This is a genomic window from Acidovorax sp. JG5, from assembly GCF_017939685.1.
GTDB lineage: Bacteria > Pseudomonadota > Gammaproteobacteria > Burkholderiales > Burkholderiaceae_C > Acidovorax.
Genome location: NZ_JAGKSE010000021.1, coordinates 1 through 20,430, shown reverse-complemented (window position 1 = coordinate 20,430; position 20,430 = coordinate 1). Strand labels below are relative to the sequence as shown.

The following is a 20,430-nucleotide window of genomic DNA, read 5'->3' as shown; positions in this document are numbered from 1 at the left end:
GATTATCGCACTGCAACATGTCCAAAACCAGCCATTTTCAGAAAATTCAGCACCCAATGCGATAATTGAAGAATTGTGCGTGCTGCACCGCGCTTTTTCGCATGACAGCATTGATCCTCCCGGGCTGACTCCTCTTGGCAACTGAACAAGAACTCTCCGAATTCCTCAAAAGTGTAGAAAAGCGCGCTTTCAAGCGCTCGGTCTACCACGTCCGCAATGAGGAAGCGGCCCTGGATATCGTTCAGGACAGCATGCTCAAACTGGCCGAGCACTACGGCGACAAGCCCCCGGGCGAACTGCCCATGCTGTTTCAACGCATTCTGTCGAACTGCACGCTGGACTGGTTTCGCCGCCAGAAGACCCGCAACGCACTGTTTTCGAGCATGAGCGACTTCGATGGACCGGGAGACGTTGGCACGGAATTTGATCTGCTCGAAGCCTATGCCGGCCCGGACAACGGAGAGCGGGCCGAGAGCGCGGAAGATCTGGCACGGCGTGCGCAGATCTTCAAGGGCATCGAAGAAGAAATCGAGGAGCTGCCTGCACGTCAACGGGAAGCGTTTCTCATGCGTTACTGGGAAGAAATGGATGTCGCAGAAACAGCAGCCGCCATGGGCTGCTCCGAAGGCAGCGTCAAAACGCACTGTTTTCGTGCAGTACAGACCCTCAGCAAGGCACTGAAGGCAAAAGGAATCGAACCATGAACACCGCAAACACCCCCCCCTCTGAATTGGCGGCGGATCGTTTCGCACGCCGCGTTACTGCGCGGCTGACCAGTGGAACGGACGACCTGCCCTACGATATTTCCGAGCGGCTGCGCGCCGCGCGCATGCAAGCGCTGGCCAAGCGCAAAGTGGTTGTGCCAGTGCGTCGCGCCGCGCCTGCGGTCATGCACACTGGCAACACCGCAGTGCTCGGTGGTGGTAACGAGCGGGGTGGCTGGTGGAGTGCACTGGTTTCGGCGGTTCCCGTGATGGCCCTGCTGGTGGGCCTAGTGGTGATCAATATGGCCGAGGACGAGCAGGGTAACAATGAAGTGGCGGAAGTTGATGCCGCCCTGCTGACCGACGAGTTGCCCCCAGCGGCTTACTCCGACCCAGGTTTTGTACAGTTCCTAAAAACCACCCACACCAGCAACTGATTGCATTCGCTTTTACTGCATGTACGCAAGTCCACCTGAAGCCCGCCCCACCATGCCAGCCTTTGTGCTGGCTTTGGTGCTTTTAGGTGCGTTCGCAGCAGGTGGCATGGCGGTGCTCAATCAGGTGCGCATGGCCCCCGGCACCGTCCTGCCAGCTGCTGCGTTGGCACCCAAATCCAGCGGCAAAGGCACATCCGGCAGGGTGGTCGATCCGTCCACGCTCACTCCTGCCGGCCCGGGCTGGGAAGTCCTGAACACACCCCAGAAACTGGCGCTTTACCCACTGGCGGAACGCTGGGCTCTGCTCAGCGAGGTGCAAAAAAAACGCTGGCTCGCTTTGGCCCATACCTTCTCGACACTGCCAGAACAAGAACAGGAAAAACTGCACAACCGCATGACGGAATGGGCCAGCCTGAGTGCCCAACAACGCAATCAGGCACGGCTCAATTACGCCGATTCCAATCGCCTGGCGCGTGACAACAAACTCGCCCAATGGCAGGCCTACCAGGCACTGAGCGACGAAGAAAAGCGCAAGCTGGCTGCGCGCGCAGCCCCCAAGCCCCAAGGAGCAGCCACTGCGCTCAAACCAGTGTCTCCCCGCAAGCTGGCGCAGATTCCAGCAGCCTCGGAAGCCAACCCCAATCGCGCCAATCAGCCCAAGATTCCCCCCATCCAGAATCTGTCTCCGCGCGTTGCGATGCCTTTGCCAACGGCTCCTGCGGCGGGTGCGGGCGCCCATGGCTCCCCCGCTCCATCCCCTGCTGGCGTGGTGGAGACCGCCCCCGTCAACGTGCCTGTGGCCGTGCCCATCACACTGCCGCCACTGTCGGGCACGCCCGCAACCAACGACCATGCGGCCCCTGTGGCGCCCGATGTGCCCCTCCTCACTCCCCAGTAATCTGCATGCCCGCCTTGTCTTCGCCTGACGTGCAGACTTCCACTGTCGCCGCACCCTCGAACCTGCATGCCCCCAGCCTGGTGCGCCGCATGGCCTGCTGGATGTACGAAGGCATCCTGATGTTTGGCGTGGTCTTCATCGCCGGCTACCTGTTTGGAACCCTGAGCCAGACCCGCAATGCCATGGACAACCGGCACGCCCTGCAGGCCTTCCTGTTCGTAGTGTTTGGCATCTACTTCACCTGGTTCTGGGCGAAAGGCCAGACGCTGGCCATGAAAACCTGGAACGTCCGCGTGGTGGACCACGCTGGCCGTCCGCTCACCCAGCGGCGCGCACTGCTGCGCTACGTTCTTTCCTGGCTGTGGTTTCTGCCGCCACTGGCCGCCGTAGCGCCCTTTTCGCTGCCGGGCGGCGAGTCCGCGGTGATTGTGTTGGGCTGGGTCGCGGTGTGGGCGCTGCTGAGCCGCTTTCACCCGCAGCAACAGTTCTGGCACGACGCACTCGCGGGTACCCGCCTGGTGCACCATGAACCCACCAAAAAATAAGCCCTGGCCGGACATGTGCTTGCCAGACACATCCGCGCCTGACAATCGCCGCATGCAATCACTCGACCCATCGCCCCAAGCGCCCGCCAACCCGCACAAGGCACGCTCCGGGCTGAACCGGATCTGGCATGCCACCGGCTACTCGCTCGAAGGCCTGCGTGCCGGCTGGGGCGAGAAAGCGTTTCGCCAGGAAGCCATTGCAGCAGTGGTGCTGGTTCCGCTGTCGTTCTGGCTGGGCCACCGCTGGGTGGAAGTGGCGCTGCTGGCCGGTTCTGTGGTGATCGTGATGATCGTGGAGTTGCTCAACACCGGCATCGAAACCGCCATCGACCGCATCGGCCCCGAGTGGCACGACCTTTCCAAGCGTGCCAAGGACATGGGCAGCGCTGCGGTGCTGCTGTCGCTGCTGCTGTGCGTTGGCATCTGGTCTGCAGCTCTTTTTCAGAGGTTTTTCCATGGCTGAGCCAACTTTTTCCATCTGCGTGTACTGTGGTTCCCGCCCTGGCGAGAACGCGGCGTTTGCCCAGGCGGCAACCGCCGTGGGCCATTGGATCGGATCGCATGGCGGCCAGCTCGTGTATGGCGGCGGGCGCAGCGGCCTCATGGGCATCGTGGCCGAGGCCACGCGCCTGGCCGGCGGCCGGGTGGTGGGCGTGATACCGCAGACCTTGGTCGACAAAGAGCAGGCCAACCGCCAGTGCGACGAGTTGCACATCGTGCAGACCATGCACGAGCGCAAAGCCATGATGGCCGAGCGCAGCGACGCCTTCGTGGCCCTGCCCGGCGGCATCGGCACCTTTGAGGAACTGTTTGAAGTGTGGACCTGGCGCCAGCTGGGCTACCACGACAAGCCGGTGGGCCTGCTCAATGTGGCTGGCTACTACGACGGCCTGCTGGCCTTTTTGCAGACCAGTGTGGCCAGCGGCTTCATGGGGCCCTGGCAAATGGACCTGCTGAACACTGCAACCGACAGCAATGCGCTGCTTCGCACGCTGGTGCAGTCGGCCGACCACCGCCAGGAACAGGTGCCGCTGCGCTCCGTCATCTGAAGCGCAACCGGGACGGCTGGAACAACGGGCCACTGGCCCATCGGCCCCGCTCTGCGCCCGGCTGAGGCACCCAGGAAGTCGCTCAGACTGCCGCGTCGTCCAGGTCGCCCGTGCGAATGCGCACCACGCGCTCCACGGCGGTCACGAAAATCTTGCCGTCACCAATCTTGCCTGTGCGCGCCACGTTGACGATGGCGTCCACGCAGCGCTCCAGATCTTCAGACTTGACCACCACCTCGACCTTCACCTTGGGCAGGAAATCGACCACATACTCGGCCCCCCGGTACAGCTCGGTATGGCCCTTCTGGCGGCCAAAACCCTTCACTTCGGTCACGGTGAGACCGGTCACACCGCATTCGGCCAAGGCTTCGCGGACTTCTTCGAGCTTGAACGGCTTGATGACGGCAGTGATCATTTTCATGGGGAGTGGCTCCTGGAAGATAAAAAGAGGTTGAACCTGGCAGATGCCCGTCAGGCCCTGAATTGGCTGGTGATAGGGTAGCGCCAGTCCTTGCCAAAGCTGCGGCGCGTGACGCGCACGCCCACGGGCGCCTGGCGTCGCTTGTATTCGTTGATCTTGATCAGCCGGGTGACGCGCTCGACATCGGCGCGCTCGAACCCGGCGGCAATGATGGCCTCTATCGGCTCGTCATTTTCCATGTAACGCGCCACGATGGCATCGAGCACCTCGTAAGCCGGCAAGCTGTCCTGGTCTTTCTGGTCGGGGCGCAACTCGGCACTGGGCGGGCGCGTGATGATGCGCTCAGGGATGGGGTTGGCCCCCGTGCCATAAGGGTCGTGGGCATTGCGCCAGCGTGCCAGGGCGAACACCCGGGTCTTGGCCACGTCCTTGATGGGAGCAAAGCCGCCGGCCATGTCGCCGTAGAGCGTGCAGTAGCCCGTGGCCATCTCGCTCTTGTTGCCGGTGGTCAGCACGATGGCCCCGAACTTGTTCGACAGCGCCATCAGCAGCGTGCCGCGGATCCGGGCCTGTAGGTTCTCTTCGGTGGTGTCCTCGGGCAGGCCGGCAAACTGGCTTGCCAGCGCGGCCTTGAAGGCCTCGAACTGGGGCGCGATCGAGATTTCGTCATAGCGCACGCCCATGCGCTCGGCCATGTCGCGCGCGTCAATCCAGCTGATGTCGGCCGTGTAGGGCGAGGGCATCATCACGGTGCGCACCTTGTCGGCGCCCAGGGCGTCCACCGCGATGGCCAGCACCAGTGCCGAATCAATGCCGCCGGACAAGCCCAGCAAGGCGCCTGGAAAGCCGTTCTTGCCCACATAGTCGCGCACGCCCAGCACCAGCGCGTCCCACAAATCAGCCTCCAGGCTACGCTCGGGCACCACTTCTGCTTCTATTTTGATAGCTGCTTGCGCTTTATCTATCTGCGCAAACACCAGTTTTTCCTTGAAACCGGGGGCGCGCCCCGCCACCGCGCCGTCGGCATTCAGGGCAAACGAGCGGCCCTCGAAAACCACCTCGTCCTGCCCGCCCACCAAGTGGGCATAGACCAGCGGCAGGCCGGTTTCGGCCACGCGCTCGCGCATGGTCTGCTCGCGCTCGGCACTCTTGCCCAGATGAAAGGGCGAGGCATTGATCACCGCCAGCAGTTGCGCCCCCGCCTGCGCCGCAGCACGGGCGGGCGCTGCGAACCATGCGTCTTCGCAGATCAGCACGCCCACCTTCACACCCTCCACCTCGAACACGCAGGGCGATTGGCCCGCGACGAAATAGCGGCGCTCATCAAACACCTGGTAGTTGGGCAGCTCGCGCTTGGCATAGGTCTGCTCGATCTGGCCATGGCGCAGCACGCTGGCCGCATTCAGGCAGGGGCTGAACGCCGGGTCGCCAGCAGCCAGCTTTTGCGGATGGCCCAGCACGATCGCCAGGCCATTCAACCCCGCGGTCTCGCGGGCCACGGTTTTCACGGCATCATCACAGGCCGCAAGAAACGCGGGGCGCAGGAACAGGTCTTCTGCCGCGTAGCCACAAATAGCCAGTTCGGGCGTCAGCAACAGGCGCGCGCCCTGCGCATGGGCTTCACGCGCTGCAGCGATGATTTTCTGCGCATTGCCGGGCATGTCGCCCACGACAAAATTGAGCTGAGCGGTGCAAATGGAGAGCGTCATGGAACTGGGATCGGCCCTTGCGGCCAGGTTGGACACCGCCACCCCTCGGTGCCCCGCGCTAAACGGTGGCCCATGGAGGCAGCATGGCTGAAGCCGCCATTATCGCGCGCGTGCTGGCATCCCCGCTGGAGGTGGACGCCACGGCCTGGAACGCCCTGCTGGCACAGCAATCGCACGCCACGCCCTTCATGCGCCACGAATACCTGGCCGCCCTGCACCAGAGCCAAAGCGCCATTCCCCCAACCGGCTGGACGCCCCGCTTCATGACGCTGTGGGAAGGCGATGCACTGGTGGCCGCCTGCCCGCTGTACCTCAAGAGCCATTCGTACGGTGAATACGTGTTCGACTGGGCATGGGCCAATGCCTACGAGCAGCATGGCGTGCCCTATTACCCCAAGGCCGTGGTGGCCGTGCCCTTCACCCCCGTGCCCGGCACCCGGCTGCTGGCGCGCGACGACGCTGCGCGCCAGCGGCTGGTGCAGGCGCTGTGCCAGTGGTGCGAAGACGAAGGCATCTCCTCACTGCATGCGCTGTTCGCCAGCGATGACGATGTGCTGACCGCTGCCCGGCAAGGGCTAATGCTGCGGCACACGGTGCAGTTTCACTGGAAGAATGCGTCTTATCCGGATTTCGATGCTTTCCTGGCCAGCCTCACCCAGGAAAAGCGCAAGAAGATCCGCCAGGAACGCCGGCGCGTGGCCGAGGCCGGTGTCACCTTCCGCTGGGCGCAGGGGGCCGACATCACGCCAGCGGATTGGGACTTTTTTTACCGCTGCTACGAGCGCACCTATCTGGAGCACGGCAACCCGCCCTACCTCACGCGCGCCTTCTTTCATCAGATGGCCGAGCACATGCCAGAGCACTGGCTGCTGTTCATCGCCGAGCGCGAAGGCCGGCCAATTGCTAGCAGTTTGATAGCTATTGACGCTGAACCAGCAAGCGCTAGCGGCACAAATTGCTCCAAAAATTCGCCCCGCGCAGCATACGGCCGCTACTGGGGCGCGCTGGAGCGCGTGGACTGCCTGCATTTCGAAGCCTGTTACTACCAGCCGCTGGCCTGGTGCATTGCGCATGGCGTGCAGCGCTTTGAAGGCGGCGCCCAAGGCGAACACAAGATGGCCCGCGCCCTGCTGCCCGTGCAGGCGACCAGCGTGCACTGGCTGGCACACCCGGCTTTTGCCGACGCAGTGGAACGCTTTCTGGCCCGCGAGGGCGCTGGCGTGGAAGACTATCTGGACCACCTGCAGGCGCGCAGCCCGTTTCGGGTGGCATAGCGCCCCGCAGCGCGACCCGGCGCCCCCCTGCAACAGTGCGATGCCAGCGCGGCCGATTACTGCGCGACCTGGGCCACCAGGCCCATTTCGGCGCTGCTCAACAAAGATGCGATGTCCATCATGATGAGCATGCGCTCGCCCAGCGTGGCGATGCCGATGACGAAGGCGGAATCCACCTGGCTTTCAAACTGTGGCGCCGGCTTGATGGCATCGGCCGTGAGGGCCACCACATCGGCCACGGCATCCACCACGGCGCCCAGCACAGTGCCGCCCACATTCAGGATGATGACCACGGTGAAATCGGTGTATTCGGCCGTGGGGCAGCGCAGTTTCAGGCGCAAATCCACGATGGGAACGATGCGCCCGCGCAGATCGATCACGCCCTTGATGAAGTCGGGCGCATGGGCCATGCGCGTGGGCTGCTCATACGAACGGATTTCCTGCACCCGCAAGATGTCGATGCCGTATTCCTCCTGGCCCAGGCGGAAGGTCAGGTATTCCGCCGCAGGGGCTGTGGCAGCGGTGCGCGACGACGGCTCGGAACGGGTTGCCGTGGGGGCAGAAATCATGTGCGCATCTTTCAAAAAATCGGTGGAGGCAGGCGGGTGGCCACGCCAGTCAGGGGAACCAGCGCCCTGGCATCGTGGGCCGGCGTTGCCGCACCAGCGGCGGCAAGGTCGAGAGTCGGCGCGTAGGTGGCTTAAAAGCTTTCCCAGTCGTCCTCGGCACCGCTCTTGTGCGCCGGCGCAGCAGACTTGGGCGCTGCGGCCGCAGGTGCTGCCAGGCGGGTGGGTGCCTTGGAGGCGCCCTGCCCCTTGCCTGCTGCACGAACGGCGCCCGTGGCCCGCAGTGCCGAAGCCGACGGAGCGGGCACCGCCGCCGGACGAGCCCGTGCCGCCACTGGCGCCGCGCCGCCTGCGAAGCGGGCGTCGAGCCGGAACACCGACACCGACTGCACCAGCTCGCCGGCCTGGGCATTGAGGCTGCTGGCTGCGGCAGCCATTTCCTCGACCAGGGCTGCGTTTTGCTGCGTGGCCTGGTCCATCTGCATGACGGCTTCGCCAATCTGCGCAACGCCCGCGCTTTGCTCACTGCTGGCGGCGCTGATCTCGCCCATGATGTCGGTCACGCGGCGGATGGAAGCCACCACTTCGGTCATGGTGGCGCCGGCCTTGTCCACCAGCAGCGTGCCTTGTTCCACCCGTTCCACGCTGGCGGTGATCAGGCCCTTGATTTCCTTGGCGGCTTCGGCGCTGCGACCAGCCAGGCTGCGCACCTCACTGGCCACCACGGCAAAGCCGCGGCCCTGCTCGCCGGCCCGGGCGGCTTCGACGGCGGCGTTCAGCGCCAGGATGTTGGTCTGGAAGGCAATGGAGTCGATCACGCTGATGATGTCGGCAATCTTGTTGCTGCTGGCGTTGATGCCCTTCATCGTCTCGACCACTTCGGCCACCACCTCGCCACCCTGCTCGGCCACGGTCGATGCCGTCATGGCCAGCTGGTTGGCCTGGCGGGCGTTGTCGGCGTTCTGGCGCACGGTAGAGGCCAGCTCTTCCATCGAGGCTGCGGTTTCTTCCAGCGCGCTGGCCTGCTGTTCGGTGCGGCTGGACAGGTCATTGTTGCCCGACGCAATCTGCGCACTGGCCGATGCCACGCCTTCGGCGTTGCTGCGCACTGCGCTCACGGTGTTCACCAGGCTTTGCTGCATGCGCTGCAAGGCGCTGAGCAGGTAACCGGTTTCGTCTTTGGACTGCACGACGATCTGGCCGCTGAGGTCGCCACCGGCCACGCTGTCGGCCGCTTGCACCGCCTGGGCCAGGGGGCGGGTGATGGAGCGAATGATGGCAATGGCCAGAAAGATGGCCAGCCCGATGGCGAGCACACCGGCAATCAACACATCCCGCTGCACAGCGGCGGCGGTCGATTCGGCCCGCTGGCCGGCAATCGCCGTGGTTTGGGCCTGGAGCTCGACCTGCTCCTGAAGGGTGGCCTGGTAGGCCAGCTGCGCAGGGCGCAGTTGCTCTTCAAGCAGTTTCAGTGCTTCTTCTTTCTGGCCTTGCTGGACCATGGCCAGGTACTGGTCACCCAGCTTGAGGAACTCTGCGCGGGTTTGCTGGATGCGCCCCATGACCTCCTTGCCTCTTTCGGAGAGGACGAGGGTCTCAAGGGTCTTCATTTGCTCCGCAATCACAGCCCGCGCTGAGGTCACCTGCTCCAGCGACGACCTGGTGATACTTTCAGAGTTGAAGAGGGCCAGGTTACGAAACTGGATGGCCTGCACATTCACCCGATCGACCACCATGCCCAAAGCTTTGGTGATCGGAATACGAAACTCAATCACATCCTTGAGTTCAGCGCGCTGGCTGGATGATCGGACCAGACTGACTGCACCCAGCGCAATCAGCAACAACACCATGACGCCAAACGCCACCGCGAGCCGGGTTGAAATTTTCAGTTGATTCATGATGTTTTAGCCGTTGCTTGCATGCAGTCGATGGACACACGCCAAAGTTCGCACAAGTACGATTTCAGCATAGCGACAGACTGTTTCATTTATTTACACGATGGCATATAACCCTTCGTCGCCCTCAACCATTCAGGATTTACCCCAGTTTTCGTAAAAGCAAAGCTTGCGTGCCAGTGCCGCGCAACGCGGTGGCCATAAAAAAAGCATGCAACCCTCTCGGGTTGCATGCTTTCATTTTGATAGCTTAAAGCGCTTTCTGACAAAGCGCCAGGCCGCTATTTCACTCCAAAACTTTTGGGGTCTATTCAGGCCACGCTCTTCTGGAAGCTCTCGATGCCGTCGGTGATTTCCTTCTTGGCGGCGTCAATGCCTTCCCAGCCCAGCACCTTGACCCACTTGCCCTTTTCCAGATCCTTGTAGTGCTCGAAGAAATGGGCGATGGCGTTGCGGCGCATGGTGTCCACATCGTCGATGCTCTTCCAGTGGTCGTACATGGGCAGGATTTTTGACGTGGGCACGGCAATGACCTTGCCATCCACACCAGCCTCGTCTTCCATCATCAGAATGCCCAGGGGGCGGCAAGGCACCACGACGCCGGGGAACAGGGGGTAAGGCGTGATCACCAGCACATCCACCGGGTCGCCGTCGCCCGACAGCGTTTGCGGCACGTAGCCATAGTTGGTGGGGTAGTGCATGGCCGTGGTCATGAAACGGTCCACAAAAATGGCGCCCGACTCCTTGTCCACTTCGTACTTGATCGGGTCCGCATTCATCGGGATTTCGATGACCACGTTAAATGCATCGGGAAGGTTCTTGCCGGGAGTGACGTTGTTGAGGGACATGTCTTGTATATCTTGTAGAAGAAGTGGGTTGACGACAATCCACGCAGCATGCAGCGTCGGGATTAACCCTGATTTTAGGCGCACGCCCCTTTCTGCCGGCTTGCAAATAGGCGTTTGGCTGTAAATTGGGTCCGTTGGCCAATCGACTCCAGCCACTGGAGCACGCGGGAGCAACGCAGCACAAGCACGCCGATGCGTTGTGTTTCCTTCCGTGCGACGGATTACTTCAAGGAGTGACGAATGGCTGGAAATACAACGCTGACTGCCCCTTTGATCCTGGCTGTGGCTTGCGGATTGATTGCGGTGGCCTACGGCATCTGGGCCCGCGGATGGATCCTGGCCAAAGACCCCGGCAACGCCCGCATGCAGGAGATTGCCGCCGCCATCCAGGCCGGTGCCGCCGCTTACCTGGCCCGCCAGTACAAGACCATCGCCATCGTCGGCGTGGTGCTGGCCATTCTCATCGGCATTTTTCTCGATGGCACCACGGCTGTGGGCTTTGTGGTGGGCGCGGTGCTGTCGGGCGCCTGCGGCTTCATCGGCATGAACGTGTCGGTGCGCGCCAATGTGCGCACGGCGCAGGCCGCCACCCACGGCATCGGCCCGGCGCTGGATGTGGCGTTTCGCGGCGGCGCCATCACGGGCATGCTGGTGGTGGGGCTGGGCCTGTTGGGCGTCACGGGCTTTTACTGGTTTCTGGCGGGCAACGGCAACCTCACGCCCACGGCCCACCTGGCCACCCTGCTCAACCCGCTGATCGGCTTTGCGTTTGGCTCGTCGCTGATCTCGATCTTTGCGCGCCTGGGCGGCGGCATCTTCACCAAAGGCGCCGACGTGGGCGCCGACCTGGTGGGCAAGGTGGAGGCGGGCATTCCTGAAGACGACCCGCGCAACCCGGCCGTGATCGCTGACAACGTGGGCGACAACGTGGGCGACTGCGCCGGCATGGCGGCCGACCTGTTCGAGACCTATGCGGTGACGCTGATCGCCACCATGGTGCTAGGCGCGCTGCTGGTGGTGAGCGCACCCGTTAACGCCGTGGTGTACCCGCTGGCGCTGGGGGCGGTGTCCATCGTGGCCAGCATCATCGGCTGCTTTTTCGTGAAGGCCTCGCCCGGCATGAAGAACGTGATGCCCGCGCTGTACAAGGGCCTCGCGATTGCCGGCGTGCTGTCGCTCATCGCGTTCTACTTCGTCACCGTCTGGATCATGCCGGACAACGCCATCGCCGCCAGCGGCAGCCAGATCAAGCTGTTTGGCGCCTGCGCCACCGGGCTGGTGCTGACGGCCGCGCTGGTGTGGATCACCGAGTTCTACACCGGCACGCAATACGCGCCCGTGCAGCACATCGCGCAGGCGTCCACCACGGGCCATGGCACCAACATCATCGCGGGCCTGGGCGTGTCGATGCGCTCCACGGCCTGGCCCGTCATCTTCGTGTGCCTGGCCATCCTGTCGGCCTACCAGCTCGCGGGCCTGTACGGCATTGCGGTGGCGGCCATGTCGATGCTGTCCATGGCGGGCATCGTGGTGGCCCTGGACGCTTATGGCCCCATCACCGACAACGCGGGTGGCATTGCCGAGATGGCGGAGCTGCCCAGCAGCGTGCGCGACATCACCGACCCGCTGGACGCCGTTGGCAACACCACCAAGGCGGTGACCAAGGGCTACGCGATTGGCTCGGCCGGCCTGGCCGCGCTGGTGCTGTTTGCCGACTACACGCACAAGCTCGAAAGCCATGGCCAGTCCATCACGTTCAATCTCTCCGACCCGATGGTCATCGTGGGCCTGTTCATCGGTGGCCTGATCCCCTATCTTTTTGGTGCGATGGCCATGGAGGCCGTGGGCCGCGCGGCCGGCGCCGTGGTGGTGGAAGTGCGCCGCCAGTTCCGCGACATCCCCGGCATCATGGAAGGCACGGCCAAGCCCGAATACGGCCGCGCCGTGGACATGCTGACCACCGCCGCCATCAAGGAAATGGTGATCCCCAGCCTGCTGCCCGTGGTGGTGCCCATCGTGGTGGGCCTGGCGCTCGGCCCCAAGGCGCTGGGGGGCTTGCTGATGGGCACCATCGTCACCGGCCTCTTCGTGGCCATCAGCATGTGCACCGGCGGCGGCGCCTGGGACAACGCCAAAAAATACATCGAAGACGGCCACCACGGCGGCAAGGGCAGCGAGGCGCACAAGGCCGCCGTCACGGGCGACACCGTGGGCGACCCCTACAAGGACACTGCCGGCCCGGCCATCAACCCGCTGATCAAGATCATCAACATCGTGGCGCTGCTGATCGTGCCGCTGGTGGTCAAGTTCCACGGCGGGTGATTGCGCCTCCACGGCTGTCCAAAGGCTCGCTGCGGCGGGCCTTTTTTCTGCCCGTGCCGGACGCCATCCAGCCGATGTACGCCACCCGCCATGTGGGCCCGCGACGCGCCAACCGCTATTAACCTGATAGCTACTACCGCTTTACCAACAAGCGCTACAGCCCAATTTGCCATGCAACCAGCAAGGTCCCATTGCTTTGCCGCACAATTTGGCCATGCAATTGCACTTCATCGCCAACGCCCCCGTTCCGTCCACGTCCGGCCGCACCATCCCGGTGATCGACCCGTCGGATGGCCAGCCATTTGACGACATCCAGCGCGGCACGGCCGATGACATCGACGCGGCGGTGCACGCGGCGCGCCAGTGCTACCAGGCCGTGTGGCAAAAGCTGGCGCCGGTGGAACGGGGCCGCCTGCTGCAAAAGCTTTCGGCCAAGATCCTGGAGCATGCCGACGAACTGACCACCCTGGAGCAGCGCGACTGCGGCAAGCCCACCAAGCAGGCGCGCGCCGATGCGCTGGCGCTGGCGCGCTACTTCGAGTTCTACGCGGGCGCCTGCGACAAGTTGCACGGCGAGACCATTCCCTACGCCGACGGCTACAGCGTGCTCACCTGGCGCGAGCCCCATGGCGTGACGGGCCACATCATTCCGTGGAACTACCCCATGCAGATCTTTGGCCGCAGCGTGGGCGGCGCCCTGGCGGCGGGCAATGTGTGCGTGGTCAAGCCCGCCGAAGACGCCTGCCTGAGCCTGATCCGCGTGGCGCAACTGGCGGCCGAAGTGGGCTTTCCGGCAGGCGCCATCAACATCGTCACCGGTTATGGCCACGAGGTGGGCGACGCGCTGGCGCGCCACCCGGGCATCGCCCACATCAGCTTCACAGGCAGCCCCCAGATCGGCACGCTGATCCAGCAGGTGGCCGCCGAGCGCCACTGCCCGGTCACGCTGGAGCTGGGCGGCAAAAGCCCCCAGATCATCTTTGCCGATGCCGACCTGGATGCCGCCGTCCCCGTGGTCATCAACGCCATCGTGCAGAACGCCGGGCAGACCTGCTCGGCCGGCTCGCGCGTGCTGATCGACTCGCTGATTTACGAACCGCTGCTGGAGCGCCTGGGCCGCGCCTTTGAAGCGCTGCGCGTGGGCCCGGCCGCCATGGATCTGGATGTGGGCCCGCTGATCCGCCAGTCGCAACAGCAGCGCGTGTGGGACTTTTTGTCGGATGCGCAGGTGGCCGGCATCCCCATGGTGGCCCAGGGCCAGATCGTGGACGATGCGCCAGAAACCGGCTTCTACCAAGCCCCCACGCTGCTGCGCGATGTGCCGGTTAGCCACCGCCTGGCGCAGGAAGAAGTATTCGGCCCCGTGCTGTCAGCCATGGCCTTCCAGGACGAAGACCACGCGGTAGAGCTGGCCAACGCCACGCAGTTCGGCCTGGTGGCCGGCATCTGGACGCACGATGGTGCGCGCCAGTTCCGCATGGCCAAGCGCGTGGCGAGCGGCCAGGTGTTCATCAACAACTACGGCGCCGCCGGCGGTGTGGAGCTGCCTTTTGGTGGCGTCAAGTCCAGCGGCTACGGGCGTGAAAAAGGACTGGAGGCGCTGTATGGCTTCACCACGCTCAAAACCGTGGCCATCCGGCACGGCTGATCTCGGCAGTCCTGTCACACCGGCGCAAGGCTGATCGGCGTAGTGTCGGTAGCATGTGCCCCATCCCCGTTTTCCTTCTCCTTTCGCACGACGGTCTTTTTTCTCCATGCCCCTGAGCTCCCCCGCCCCCCGCACCGCCCGGCACCTGCGCCGCGTCACTTACCACGGCTTTGAACGCGATGATGGACTGTGGGACATCGAAGGCGAGTTGCACGACAGCAAGATGCACGACGCGCCCTCGTTCCGCGAAGCCGGCCTGCGCCGCGCCGGCGAGCCCATCCACCACATGTGGCTGCGCGTCACCGTCACCCCCCAACTGGTGGTGCAGGCCATTGAAGTGGCCATGGACACCCACCCGCTCAAGGACTGCCCCCAGGCCCAGCCCGCGCTGCAATCCATGGTGGGCTGCAGCATGGCACGCGGCTGGCGCCAGGCCATCCAGAAAAACCTGGGCGGCGTGGTCAGCTGCACCCACCTGCGCGAGCTGCTGTTCAACCTGGCCACCGCCGCCTTCCAGTCGGTGCCCGCGGTGTTTGCGTCGGCCAACGAAGACGAGCCGCCCCGCCATCTGGGCCAGTGCACCGGGTGGGACTTCAACGGCAACGGCGTGAAGGAATATTTTCCGCAGTTCTACCGCCGCGGCCCCGACGGTCTGGCCGTGCCAGTAGGCCAGATCGAAACGGCCCACCCGGCCACCGACGCGCCCGCCAAATTGCAGCCATAGCCAGCGCTCTGGGGGCAAAAAATACAGTAAAAAATGCCTCCAGCGCTTACCCAGCAAGCGCGAGCTGCTATGAAATTAAAAACCCAGGAGACAACACCATGCGCGTGCAGCACAAATCCATCATCGTCACCGGCGCCGGCAACGGCATTGGCGAAGGCATCGCCAAGCGCCTGGCGGCCGAGGGCGGCCAGGTCATCGTCAACGACATCAACGAAGCCGGCGGCCAGCGCGTGGTGGCCGAGATCACCGCTGCCGGTGGCACCGCAGCCTTCTTCAAGGCCGACGTGACGCAGTCCACCGAGGTCAAGGCCCTGGTCAACGAGGCCGTGCGCCTGCATGGCCGGCTCGACGTGGTGGTCAACAACGCGGGCTGGACACACCGCAACCGCCCCCTCCTCGAAGTGAGCGAGGAAGAGTTCGACAAGGTCTATGCCATCAACGTCAAAAGCATCTACCTGTCCGCCATCCACGCCGTGCCGGCCATGCGTGCAGCGGGCGGCGGCAGCTTCATCAACATCGCCTCCACCGCCGGGCTGCGCCCCCGTCCAGGCCTGACCTGGTACAACGGCTCCAAGGGCGCCGTCATCATCACCAGCAAGTCGATGGCCGCCGAGCTGGGCCCCGACAACATCCGCGTGAACTGCATCAACCCCGTGTTCAACCCCGACACCGGCCTGGCCGCCGAATTTGCCGGCGGCCCGGTGGCCAATGCGCAAGGCACTGGCGATGCCGACGCCGTGGCCCGCCGTGCGAAGTTTCTGGCCACCATCCCGCTGGGCCGCTTCTCCACCGCGCTCGACGTGGCCAACGCCGCGCTGTACCTGGCCAGCGACGAGGCGGCGTTTGTCAGCGGCGTATGCATCGAGGTGGATGGCGCGCGCTGCGTCTGAGAACGTTTTCACGGGCTGGAAACCACAGTCGACACCGGCCCGACCGGAGCGGGCCAGAACTTGATGCCCATCAAGCAACAGCCACGCTGCGCAATCCCCCTGCGCAGCAAGTGGGGCAAAATCGCCCCATGTCTGAACGTGTGATTCCTCTGGTGGACCAACGCATCGCGGCCCTGGTGGCCAAGGTGCCCACGCAGGCCACCGCCCCCACCGGTCTGCTGACCGACACCCGGGGCCGTCCGCTGCGCGACCTGCGCATCAGCGTGACCGACCGCTGCAACTTCCGCTGCAACTACTGCATGCCCAAGGAAGTTTTCGACAAGGACCATGCCTACCTGCCGCACAGCGCCCTGCTGAGCTTTGAAGAGATCACGCGGCTGGCGCGGCTGTTTCTTGCACACGGCGTGCGCAAAATCCGCCTGACGGGCGGCGAGCCCCTGCTGCGCAAAAACCTCGAAGAACTGGTGGCGCAACTGGCCCAGCTGCGCACGGTGGACGGCGTGGCGCCCGACCTCACGCTCACCACCAACGGCTCGCTGCTCGCGCGCAAGGCGCGGGCGCTGAAGGACGCGGGCCTGAACCGCGTGACGGTGAGCCTCGATGGCCTGGACGACACGATCTTTCGCCGCATGAACGATGTGGACTTTCCGGTGGCCGACGTGCTGGCCGGCATCGAGGCGGCGCACGCGGCGGGCCTGTCGCACATCAAGGTCAACATGGTGGTCAAGCGCGGCACCAACGACCACGAAATTTTGCCCATGGCGCGGCATTTTCGCTGCACGGGCACCACGCTGCGCTTCATCGAATACATGGACGTGGGCGCCACCAACGGCTGGCGCATGGACGAGGTGCTGCCTTCGGCCGAACTGATTGCTCGCCTGCGCGCCGAACTGCCCCTGGTGCCGCTGGACCCGAGCAGCCCCGGCGAAACCGCTGCACGCTGGGGCTATGCCGATGCCGCTGGCCAGCACGACCCGGCGCTGGGCGAGGTGGGTGTGATCAGCAGCGTGACCCAGGCGTTTTGCCACGACTGCAACCGCGCGCGCCTGTCCACCGAAGGCAAGCTCTACCTGTGCCTGTTTGCCACCCAAGGCCATGACCTGCGCACGCTGCTGCGCGGCGGCGCCACCGACGAAGCGATTGCATCGGCTATCGCCCCCATCTGGCAGCAGCGCAATGACCGCTACTCGGAGCTGCGCAGCAGCCTGCCTGCCGATACAGCCCAAGGCGCACGCCGCGTCGAAATGAGCTACATCGGCGGATAACGATTGAACGAATGATTGACACCCAAGACATCACCGGCCTGGTCCTCGCCGGTGGCCGCGGCTCCCGCATGGGCGGGGTCGATAAAGGCCTGCAGAACTTTCGCAGCCTGCCGCTGGCGCTGCACACGCTGATGCGGCTGCAGGTGCAGACCGGCGCCACCATGGTCAATGCCAACCGCAACCTGGCGGCCTACGAGGCCTTTGGCGCGCCGGTCTGGCCCGACGTGTTGGCCGACTATGCCGGTCCGCTGGCCGGTTTTCTGACCGGGCTGGAACGCTGCGAGACGCCCTGGCTGCTCACCGTGCCCTGCGACACGCCGCTGTTTCCGCTGGACCTGGCCACGCGGCTGGCCACTGCCGCCGACCAGGCGGGCGCCGACATCGCCATGGCGGCCGCCCCCGAGGACGATGGCGCGAGCGGCACCGCCGTGCGCCCCCAGCCCGTTTTCTGCCTGCTGCGCGTGGACCTGCTCGAAAGCCTGGTGGCCTTCACCCAGGCGGGCGGCCGCAAGATCGACGCCTGGACCGCGCAGCACCATCAGGTGGTGGTGCCGTTCGACCAGCCAGGCGACGACCCGCTGGCGTTTTTCAACGCCAACACGCTGGCCGAACTGCACCGACTTGAAAGCGCCGGCATTCCCTGACCGAGTGCACCGGTTGCAACCCCTCTCGCACTGCGCGCATTTCCCCATGAAAACCATTGCCCAGATTGCCGCCGAGCTGCAAGGCTACGACCCGCAGGCGCTCAGTGCCGACCAGGTGTCGGCCTTTCTTGAACGGTTGGTGCAGCCCGTCACGGCCACCGAAGAAGTCGGCATTTTTGAAGCCCTGGGCCGCGTGCTGGCCCGCGATGTGGTCTCGCCCCTGAGCGTGCCGCCCCACGACAACTCGGCCATGGATGGCTATGCGCTGGCCGGCATGCAACTGGTGGCGGGCCAGCCGCTCACGCTGCGCGTGGTCGGCACCGCGCTGGCCGGCAAGGCCTGGTCTGGCACCGTGGGTGCGGGCGAATGCCTGAAGATCATGACCGGCGCCATCATGCCCCCGGGCCTGGACACCGTGGTGCCGCAAGAGTTCACCACCACCACAGCCGACGGACACATCACCATCGCCGCCGATGTGCTGCGCCAGGGCGACAACCGCCGCTTCAAGGGTGAAGACCTCATGGAAGGCAGCGTGGCGCTCTCAAAAGGAGAGCTGCTGACGCCCGCTGCGCTGGGGCTGGTGGCCAGTTTGGGCCTGAAAACCGTCACGGTGCACCGCCGCCTGCGCGTGGCGTATTTCTCCACCGGCGACGAAATTTTGAGCCTGGGCGAGCCGCCCCGCGAAGGCGCGGTGTACGACAGCAACCGCTACACCGTGTTCGGCCTGCTCACCCGGCTGGGCGTGCAGGTGATCGACCTGGGCGTGGTGCGCGACGACCCCGCCCTGCTGGAGGCCGCCTTTCGCACTGCCGCGCTACAGGCCGACGCCATCATCACCAGCGGCGGCGTGAGCGTGGGCGAGGCCGACCACACGCGCAGCATGATGAAGCAGCTGGGCGACGTGGCCTTCTGGCGCATCGCCATGCGGCCCGGCCGGCCCATGGCCGTGGGGCGCATCGCAGCCTCTGCTTTGCAGGCAAAAGAGGCCTCTGGCGCTGATACAGCAAGCGCTGACAGCTATCAAAAAGATACCAAACCGGAAACTGGTGGCGCCATCCTCTTCGGCCTGCCCGGCAACCCCGTGGCCGTCATGGTGACCTTTCTTGCCTTTGTGCGCCCCGCCCTGCTGCGCATGATGGGCAGCACCCGCCCCGCCCCGCCGCTGCTGCGCGCCGTGAGCACCGAGGCCATCCGCAAAAAACCCGGCCGCACCGAGTACCAGCGCGGCAGTGTGACCACGGCACCCGACGGCACGCTGCAGGTCTGCACCACGGGCAACCAGGGCTCGGGCGTGCTCAGTTCCATGGTGCAGGCCAACGGCCTGATCGTGCTGCACCACGGCCAGGGCAATGTGGCGCCGGGCGATGCGGTGGATGTGATGGTGTTTGACGGGGTCATTTGATCCCCCCCTGTGTCGCTGCGGGGCGGCCCTGGCTCAGCATCCCTGGCCGGGGACGCGCCAGTGGCATGCGCCGGGGGTGACGCGCAGCACAATGGGCTACTCCTGAGCCAACTTTCCGAAGTCTTCGCCCTTATGCCCTACGCAGCCCAACACCTCGCCCAAGCCCCCACCCGCGCCGAAGTGGACCGCCTGCCCGGCACCACCGTGCTCGAATTCGGCACGCCCTGGTGCGGCCATTGCCAACGCGCCCAGCCGCTCATCGCGCAGGCCCTGCGCGACCGCGCCGACGTGGCCCACGTCAAGGTGGAAGACGGCCCCGGCCAGCGCCTGGGCCGCAGTTTTGGCGTGAAACTCTGGCCCACGCTGGTATTGCTGCGCGATGGGCAGGAGGTGGCGCGCGTGGTGCGGCCGCAGGATGCCCAGGCCTTAGAACCTGTTCAAAATCTTTTCGGGGATCGCGTTGGAGTGCAATCGGGATGAGTGGATGCTTCGGATGCGCCGCATGGGCTCATGCCCATGCAAGCAGCCGGGACGTCCAATCGCCCGATTTCACTCCAACCCTTCGGGCAAGCGCCTTGCCGGGCGGTCTGCAGCGTTGCGGCGCTTGTTGATAGCCGAGCTATCAACTGCACACCGCGCCTTGCATCCCTTCCCGGCAAGGCGCTTGCGCGACCCCGAAAAGATCTTGAACAGGTTCTTAGCCCAACTGCTCGGCGCGGGTCACACGGGATGACCGCGCCCCTGAATCAGGCCTGATCGATCACCGGCGTGCGTTGGGCCAGCCAGGCCAGCGCGCTGGTCAACGCCGCCATCGCCACGCAAAAAATGACGATCGCCACCCGCAGACCCAGGTGGTCCGACAGCCAGCCCACGCCCACAATGGGCACGATGGTGCCCAGGTAGCCCACCACCAGGTAAGTGGACAGCAGCCCGGACCGATTCTGCGGGCCTGCCACCTTGTTCACGATGGCAATGCCGGCCAGGTTCACCAGGCCATGGCCCGCGGCGGTGCACAGCACGCTCAGCACAAACAGCAGCGGCAAATTGGTGTAGGTGGTGGCAATCAGCAGCAGGTTGCAGGCCGCCAGCAAGACCAGCCCCACGATGGCGCAGGTCTTGGTGTGCACCGGCCGGGCCAGCCACTGAAAGGTATCCGTCCGGCCACCCCATCTACCCCGAATGAGCAATT

General features: G+C 64.7%; 21 protein-coding genes. 15 read left to right on the top strand and 6 right to left on the bottom strand.

The features are described from left to right. Positions 1–134 precede the first annotated feature (134 nt). The 6 genes from J8G26_RS15875 to J8G26_RS15850 are packed head-to-tail and all read left to right on the top strand — an operon-like array spanning position 135 to position 3,633. Complete coding sequence (locus tag J8G26_RS15875; RefSeq protein WP_210570095.1) at positions 135–704, top strand: RNA polymerase sigma factor; 570 nt, start codon at positions 135–137, stop codon at positions 702–704. Next, a complete protein-coding gene (locus J8G26_RS15870; protein ID WP_087744961.1) occupies positions 701–1,141 on the top strand; it encodes a DUF3619 family protein in 441 nt (146 codons plus the stop codon). The genes J8G26_RS15875 and J8G26_RS15870 overlap by 4 nt, the downstream gene beginning before the upstream one ends. A gap of 19 nt (positions 1,142–1,160) precedes the next feature. Beyond that, on the top strand, positions 1,161–2,039 hold the full coding sequence (locus J8G26_RS15865; protein WP_087744959.1) for a DUF3106 domain-containing protein: 879 nt from the start codon (positions 1,161–1,163) through the stop codon (positions 2,037–2,039). Between the two features lie 5 nt (positions 2,040–2,044). Next, on the top strand, positions 2,045–2,584 hold the full coding sequence (locus J8G26_RS15860) for an RDD family protein (RefSeq protein ID WP_087744957.1): 540 nt from the start codon (positions 2,045–2,047) through the stop codon (positions 2,582–2,584). Positions 2,585–2,636: 52 nt separating this feature from the next. Next, on the top strand, positions 2,637–3,047 hold the full coding sequence (locus J8G26_RS15855; RefSeq protein WP_198314769.1) for a diacylglycerol kinase: 411 nt from the start codon (positions 2,637–2,639) through the stop codon (positions 3,045–3,047). Beyond that, the gene (locus J8G26_RS15850; RefSeq protein ID WP_210570093.1) at positions 3,040–3,633 is read left to right on the top strand and encodes a TIGR00730 family Rossman fold protein; all 594 of its coding nucleotides are present in this window, start codon (positions 3,040–3,042) and stop codon (positions 3,631–3,633) included. Before J8G26_RS15855 ends, J8G26_RS15850 begins: the two co-directional genes overlap by 8 nt. An 82-nt stretch (positions 3,634–3,715) precedes the next feature. On the opposite strand, the gene J8G26_RS15845 is transcribed toward J8G26_RS15850, so the two are convergent. Together J8G26_RS15845 and J8G26_RS15840 are read right to left on the bottom strand one after the other, a co-directional pair. After that, entirely contained in the window at positions 3,716–4,054 is a 339-nt protein-coding gene (locus tag J8G26_RS15845) for a P-II family nitrogen regulator (RefSeq protein WP_210570091.1), read from the bottom strand. Between the two features lie 50 nt (positions 4,055–4,104). Next, positions 4,105–5,763, bottom strand: a complete 1,659-nt coding sequence (locus J8G26_RS15840) for an NAD+ synthase (protein WP_210570089.1) — start codon at positions 5,761–5,763, stop codon at positions 4,105–4,107. Between the two features lie 83 nt (positions 5,764–5,846). Between J8G26_RS15840 and J8G26_RS15835 the strand changes: the two genes are divergently transcribed. Continuing rightward, positions 5,847–7,037 carry a GNAT family N-acetyltransferase gene (locus J8G26_RS15835; RefSeq protein WP_210570087.1) on the top strand — a complete coding sequence of 397 codons (1,191 nt, stop codon included), beginning with the start codon at positions 5,847–5,849 and terminating at the stop codon, positions 7,035–7,037. A gap of 56 nt (positions 7,038–7,093) precedes the next feature. Here J8G26_RS15835 and J8G26_RS15830 read toward each other — a convergent pair whose 3' ends face one another. The 3 genes from J8G26_RS15830 to ppa form a co-directional block, all read right to left on the bottom strand. After that, complete coding sequence (locus J8G26_RS15830; protein ID WP_210570085.1) at positions 7,094–7,606, bottom strand: chemotaxis protein CheW; 513 nt, start codon at positions 7,604–7,606, stop codon at positions 7,094–7,096. A gap of 131 nt (positions 7,607–7,737) precedes the next feature. Continuing rightward, on the bottom strand, positions 7,738–9,501 hold the full coding sequence (locus J8G26_RS15825; RefSeq protein ID WP_210570083.1) for a methyl-accepting chemotaxis protein: 1,764 nt from the start codon (positions 9,499–9,501) through the stop codon (positions 7,738–7,740). 308 nt (positions 9,502–9,809) lie between these two features. Next, positions 9,810–10,346, bottom strand: a complete 537-nt coding sequence (ppa, locus tag J8G26_RS15820) for an inorganic diphosphatase (protein ID WP_210570081.1) — start codon at positions 10,344–10,346, stop codon at positions 9,810–9,812. 240 nt (positions 10,347–10,586) lie between these two features. On the opposite strand from ppa, the gene J8G26_RS15815 reads away from it, so the two are divergent. From J8G26_RS15815 to J8G26_RS15780, 8 genes are all read left to right on the top strand, one after another. Further along, positions 10,587–12,668, top strand: a complete 2,082-nt coding sequence (locus tag J8G26_RS15815; protein ID WP_210570079.1) for a sodium-translocating pyrophosphatase — start codon at positions 10,587–10,589, stop codon at positions 12,666–12,668. Positions 12,669–12,882: 214 nt separating this feature from the next. Further along, on the top strand, positions 12,883–14,316 hold the full coding sequence (locus J8G26_RS15810; RefSeq protein WP_210570077.1) for an aldehyde dehydrogenase family protein: 1,434 nt from the start codon (positions 12,883–12,885) through the stop codon (positions 14,314–14,316). A 106-nt stretch (positions 14,317–14,422) separates the two neighbouring features. Continuing rightward, positions 14,423–15,040: a DUF2889 domain-containing protein gene (locus tag J8G26_RS15805; protein ID WP_210570075.1), complete on the top strand. Its 618-nt coding sequence runs from the start codon at positions 14,423–14,425 to the stop codon at positions 15,038–15,040. A 98-nt stretch (positions 15,041–15,138) separates the two neighbouring features. Further along, on the top strand, positions 15,139–15,930 hold the full coding sequence (locus J8G26_RS15800; RefSeq protein WP_210570073.1) for an SDR family oxidoreductase: 792 nt from the start codon (positions 15,139–15,141) through the stop codon (positions 15,928–15,930). A gap of 128 nt (positions 15,931–16,058) precedes the next feature. Then, complete coding sequence (gene moaA, locus J8G26_RS15795; RefSeq protein ID WP_210570072.1) at positions 16,059–17,195, top strand: GTP 3',8-cyclase MoaA; 1,137 nt, start codon at positions 16,059–16,061, stop codon at positions 17,193–17,195. An 11-nt stretch (positions 17,196–17,206) separates the two neighbouring features. Further along, positions 17,207–17,839, top strand: a complete 633-nt coding sequence (gene mobA / locus J8G26_RS15790; protein WP_210570071.1) for a molybdenum cofactor guanylyltransferase MobA — start codon at positions 17,207–17,209, stop codon at positions 17,837–17,839. 46 nt (positions 17,840–17,885) lie between these two features. Then, complete coding sequence (gene glp, locus J8G26_RS15785) at positions 17,886–19,241, top strand: gephyrin-like molybdotransferase Glp (RefSeq protein WP_210570070.1); 1,356 nt, start codon at positions 17,886–17,888, stop codon at positions 19,239–19,241. Between the two features lie 132 nt (positions 19,242–19,373). Then, positions 19,374–19,721, top strand: a complete 348-nt coding sequence (locus J8G26_RS15780; RefSeq protein WP_210570069.1) for a thioredoxin family protein — start codon at positions 19,374–19,376, stop codon at positions 19,719–19,721. Positions 19,722–19,987: 266 nt separating this feature from the next. On the opposite strand, the gene J8G26_RS15775 is transcribed toward J8G26_RS15780, so the two are convergent. Continuing rightward, a partial coding sequence (locus J8G26_RS15775) for an MFS transporter (protein ID WP_210570068.1) occupies positions 19,988–20,430 on the bottom strand: 443 nt, incomplete at its 5' end.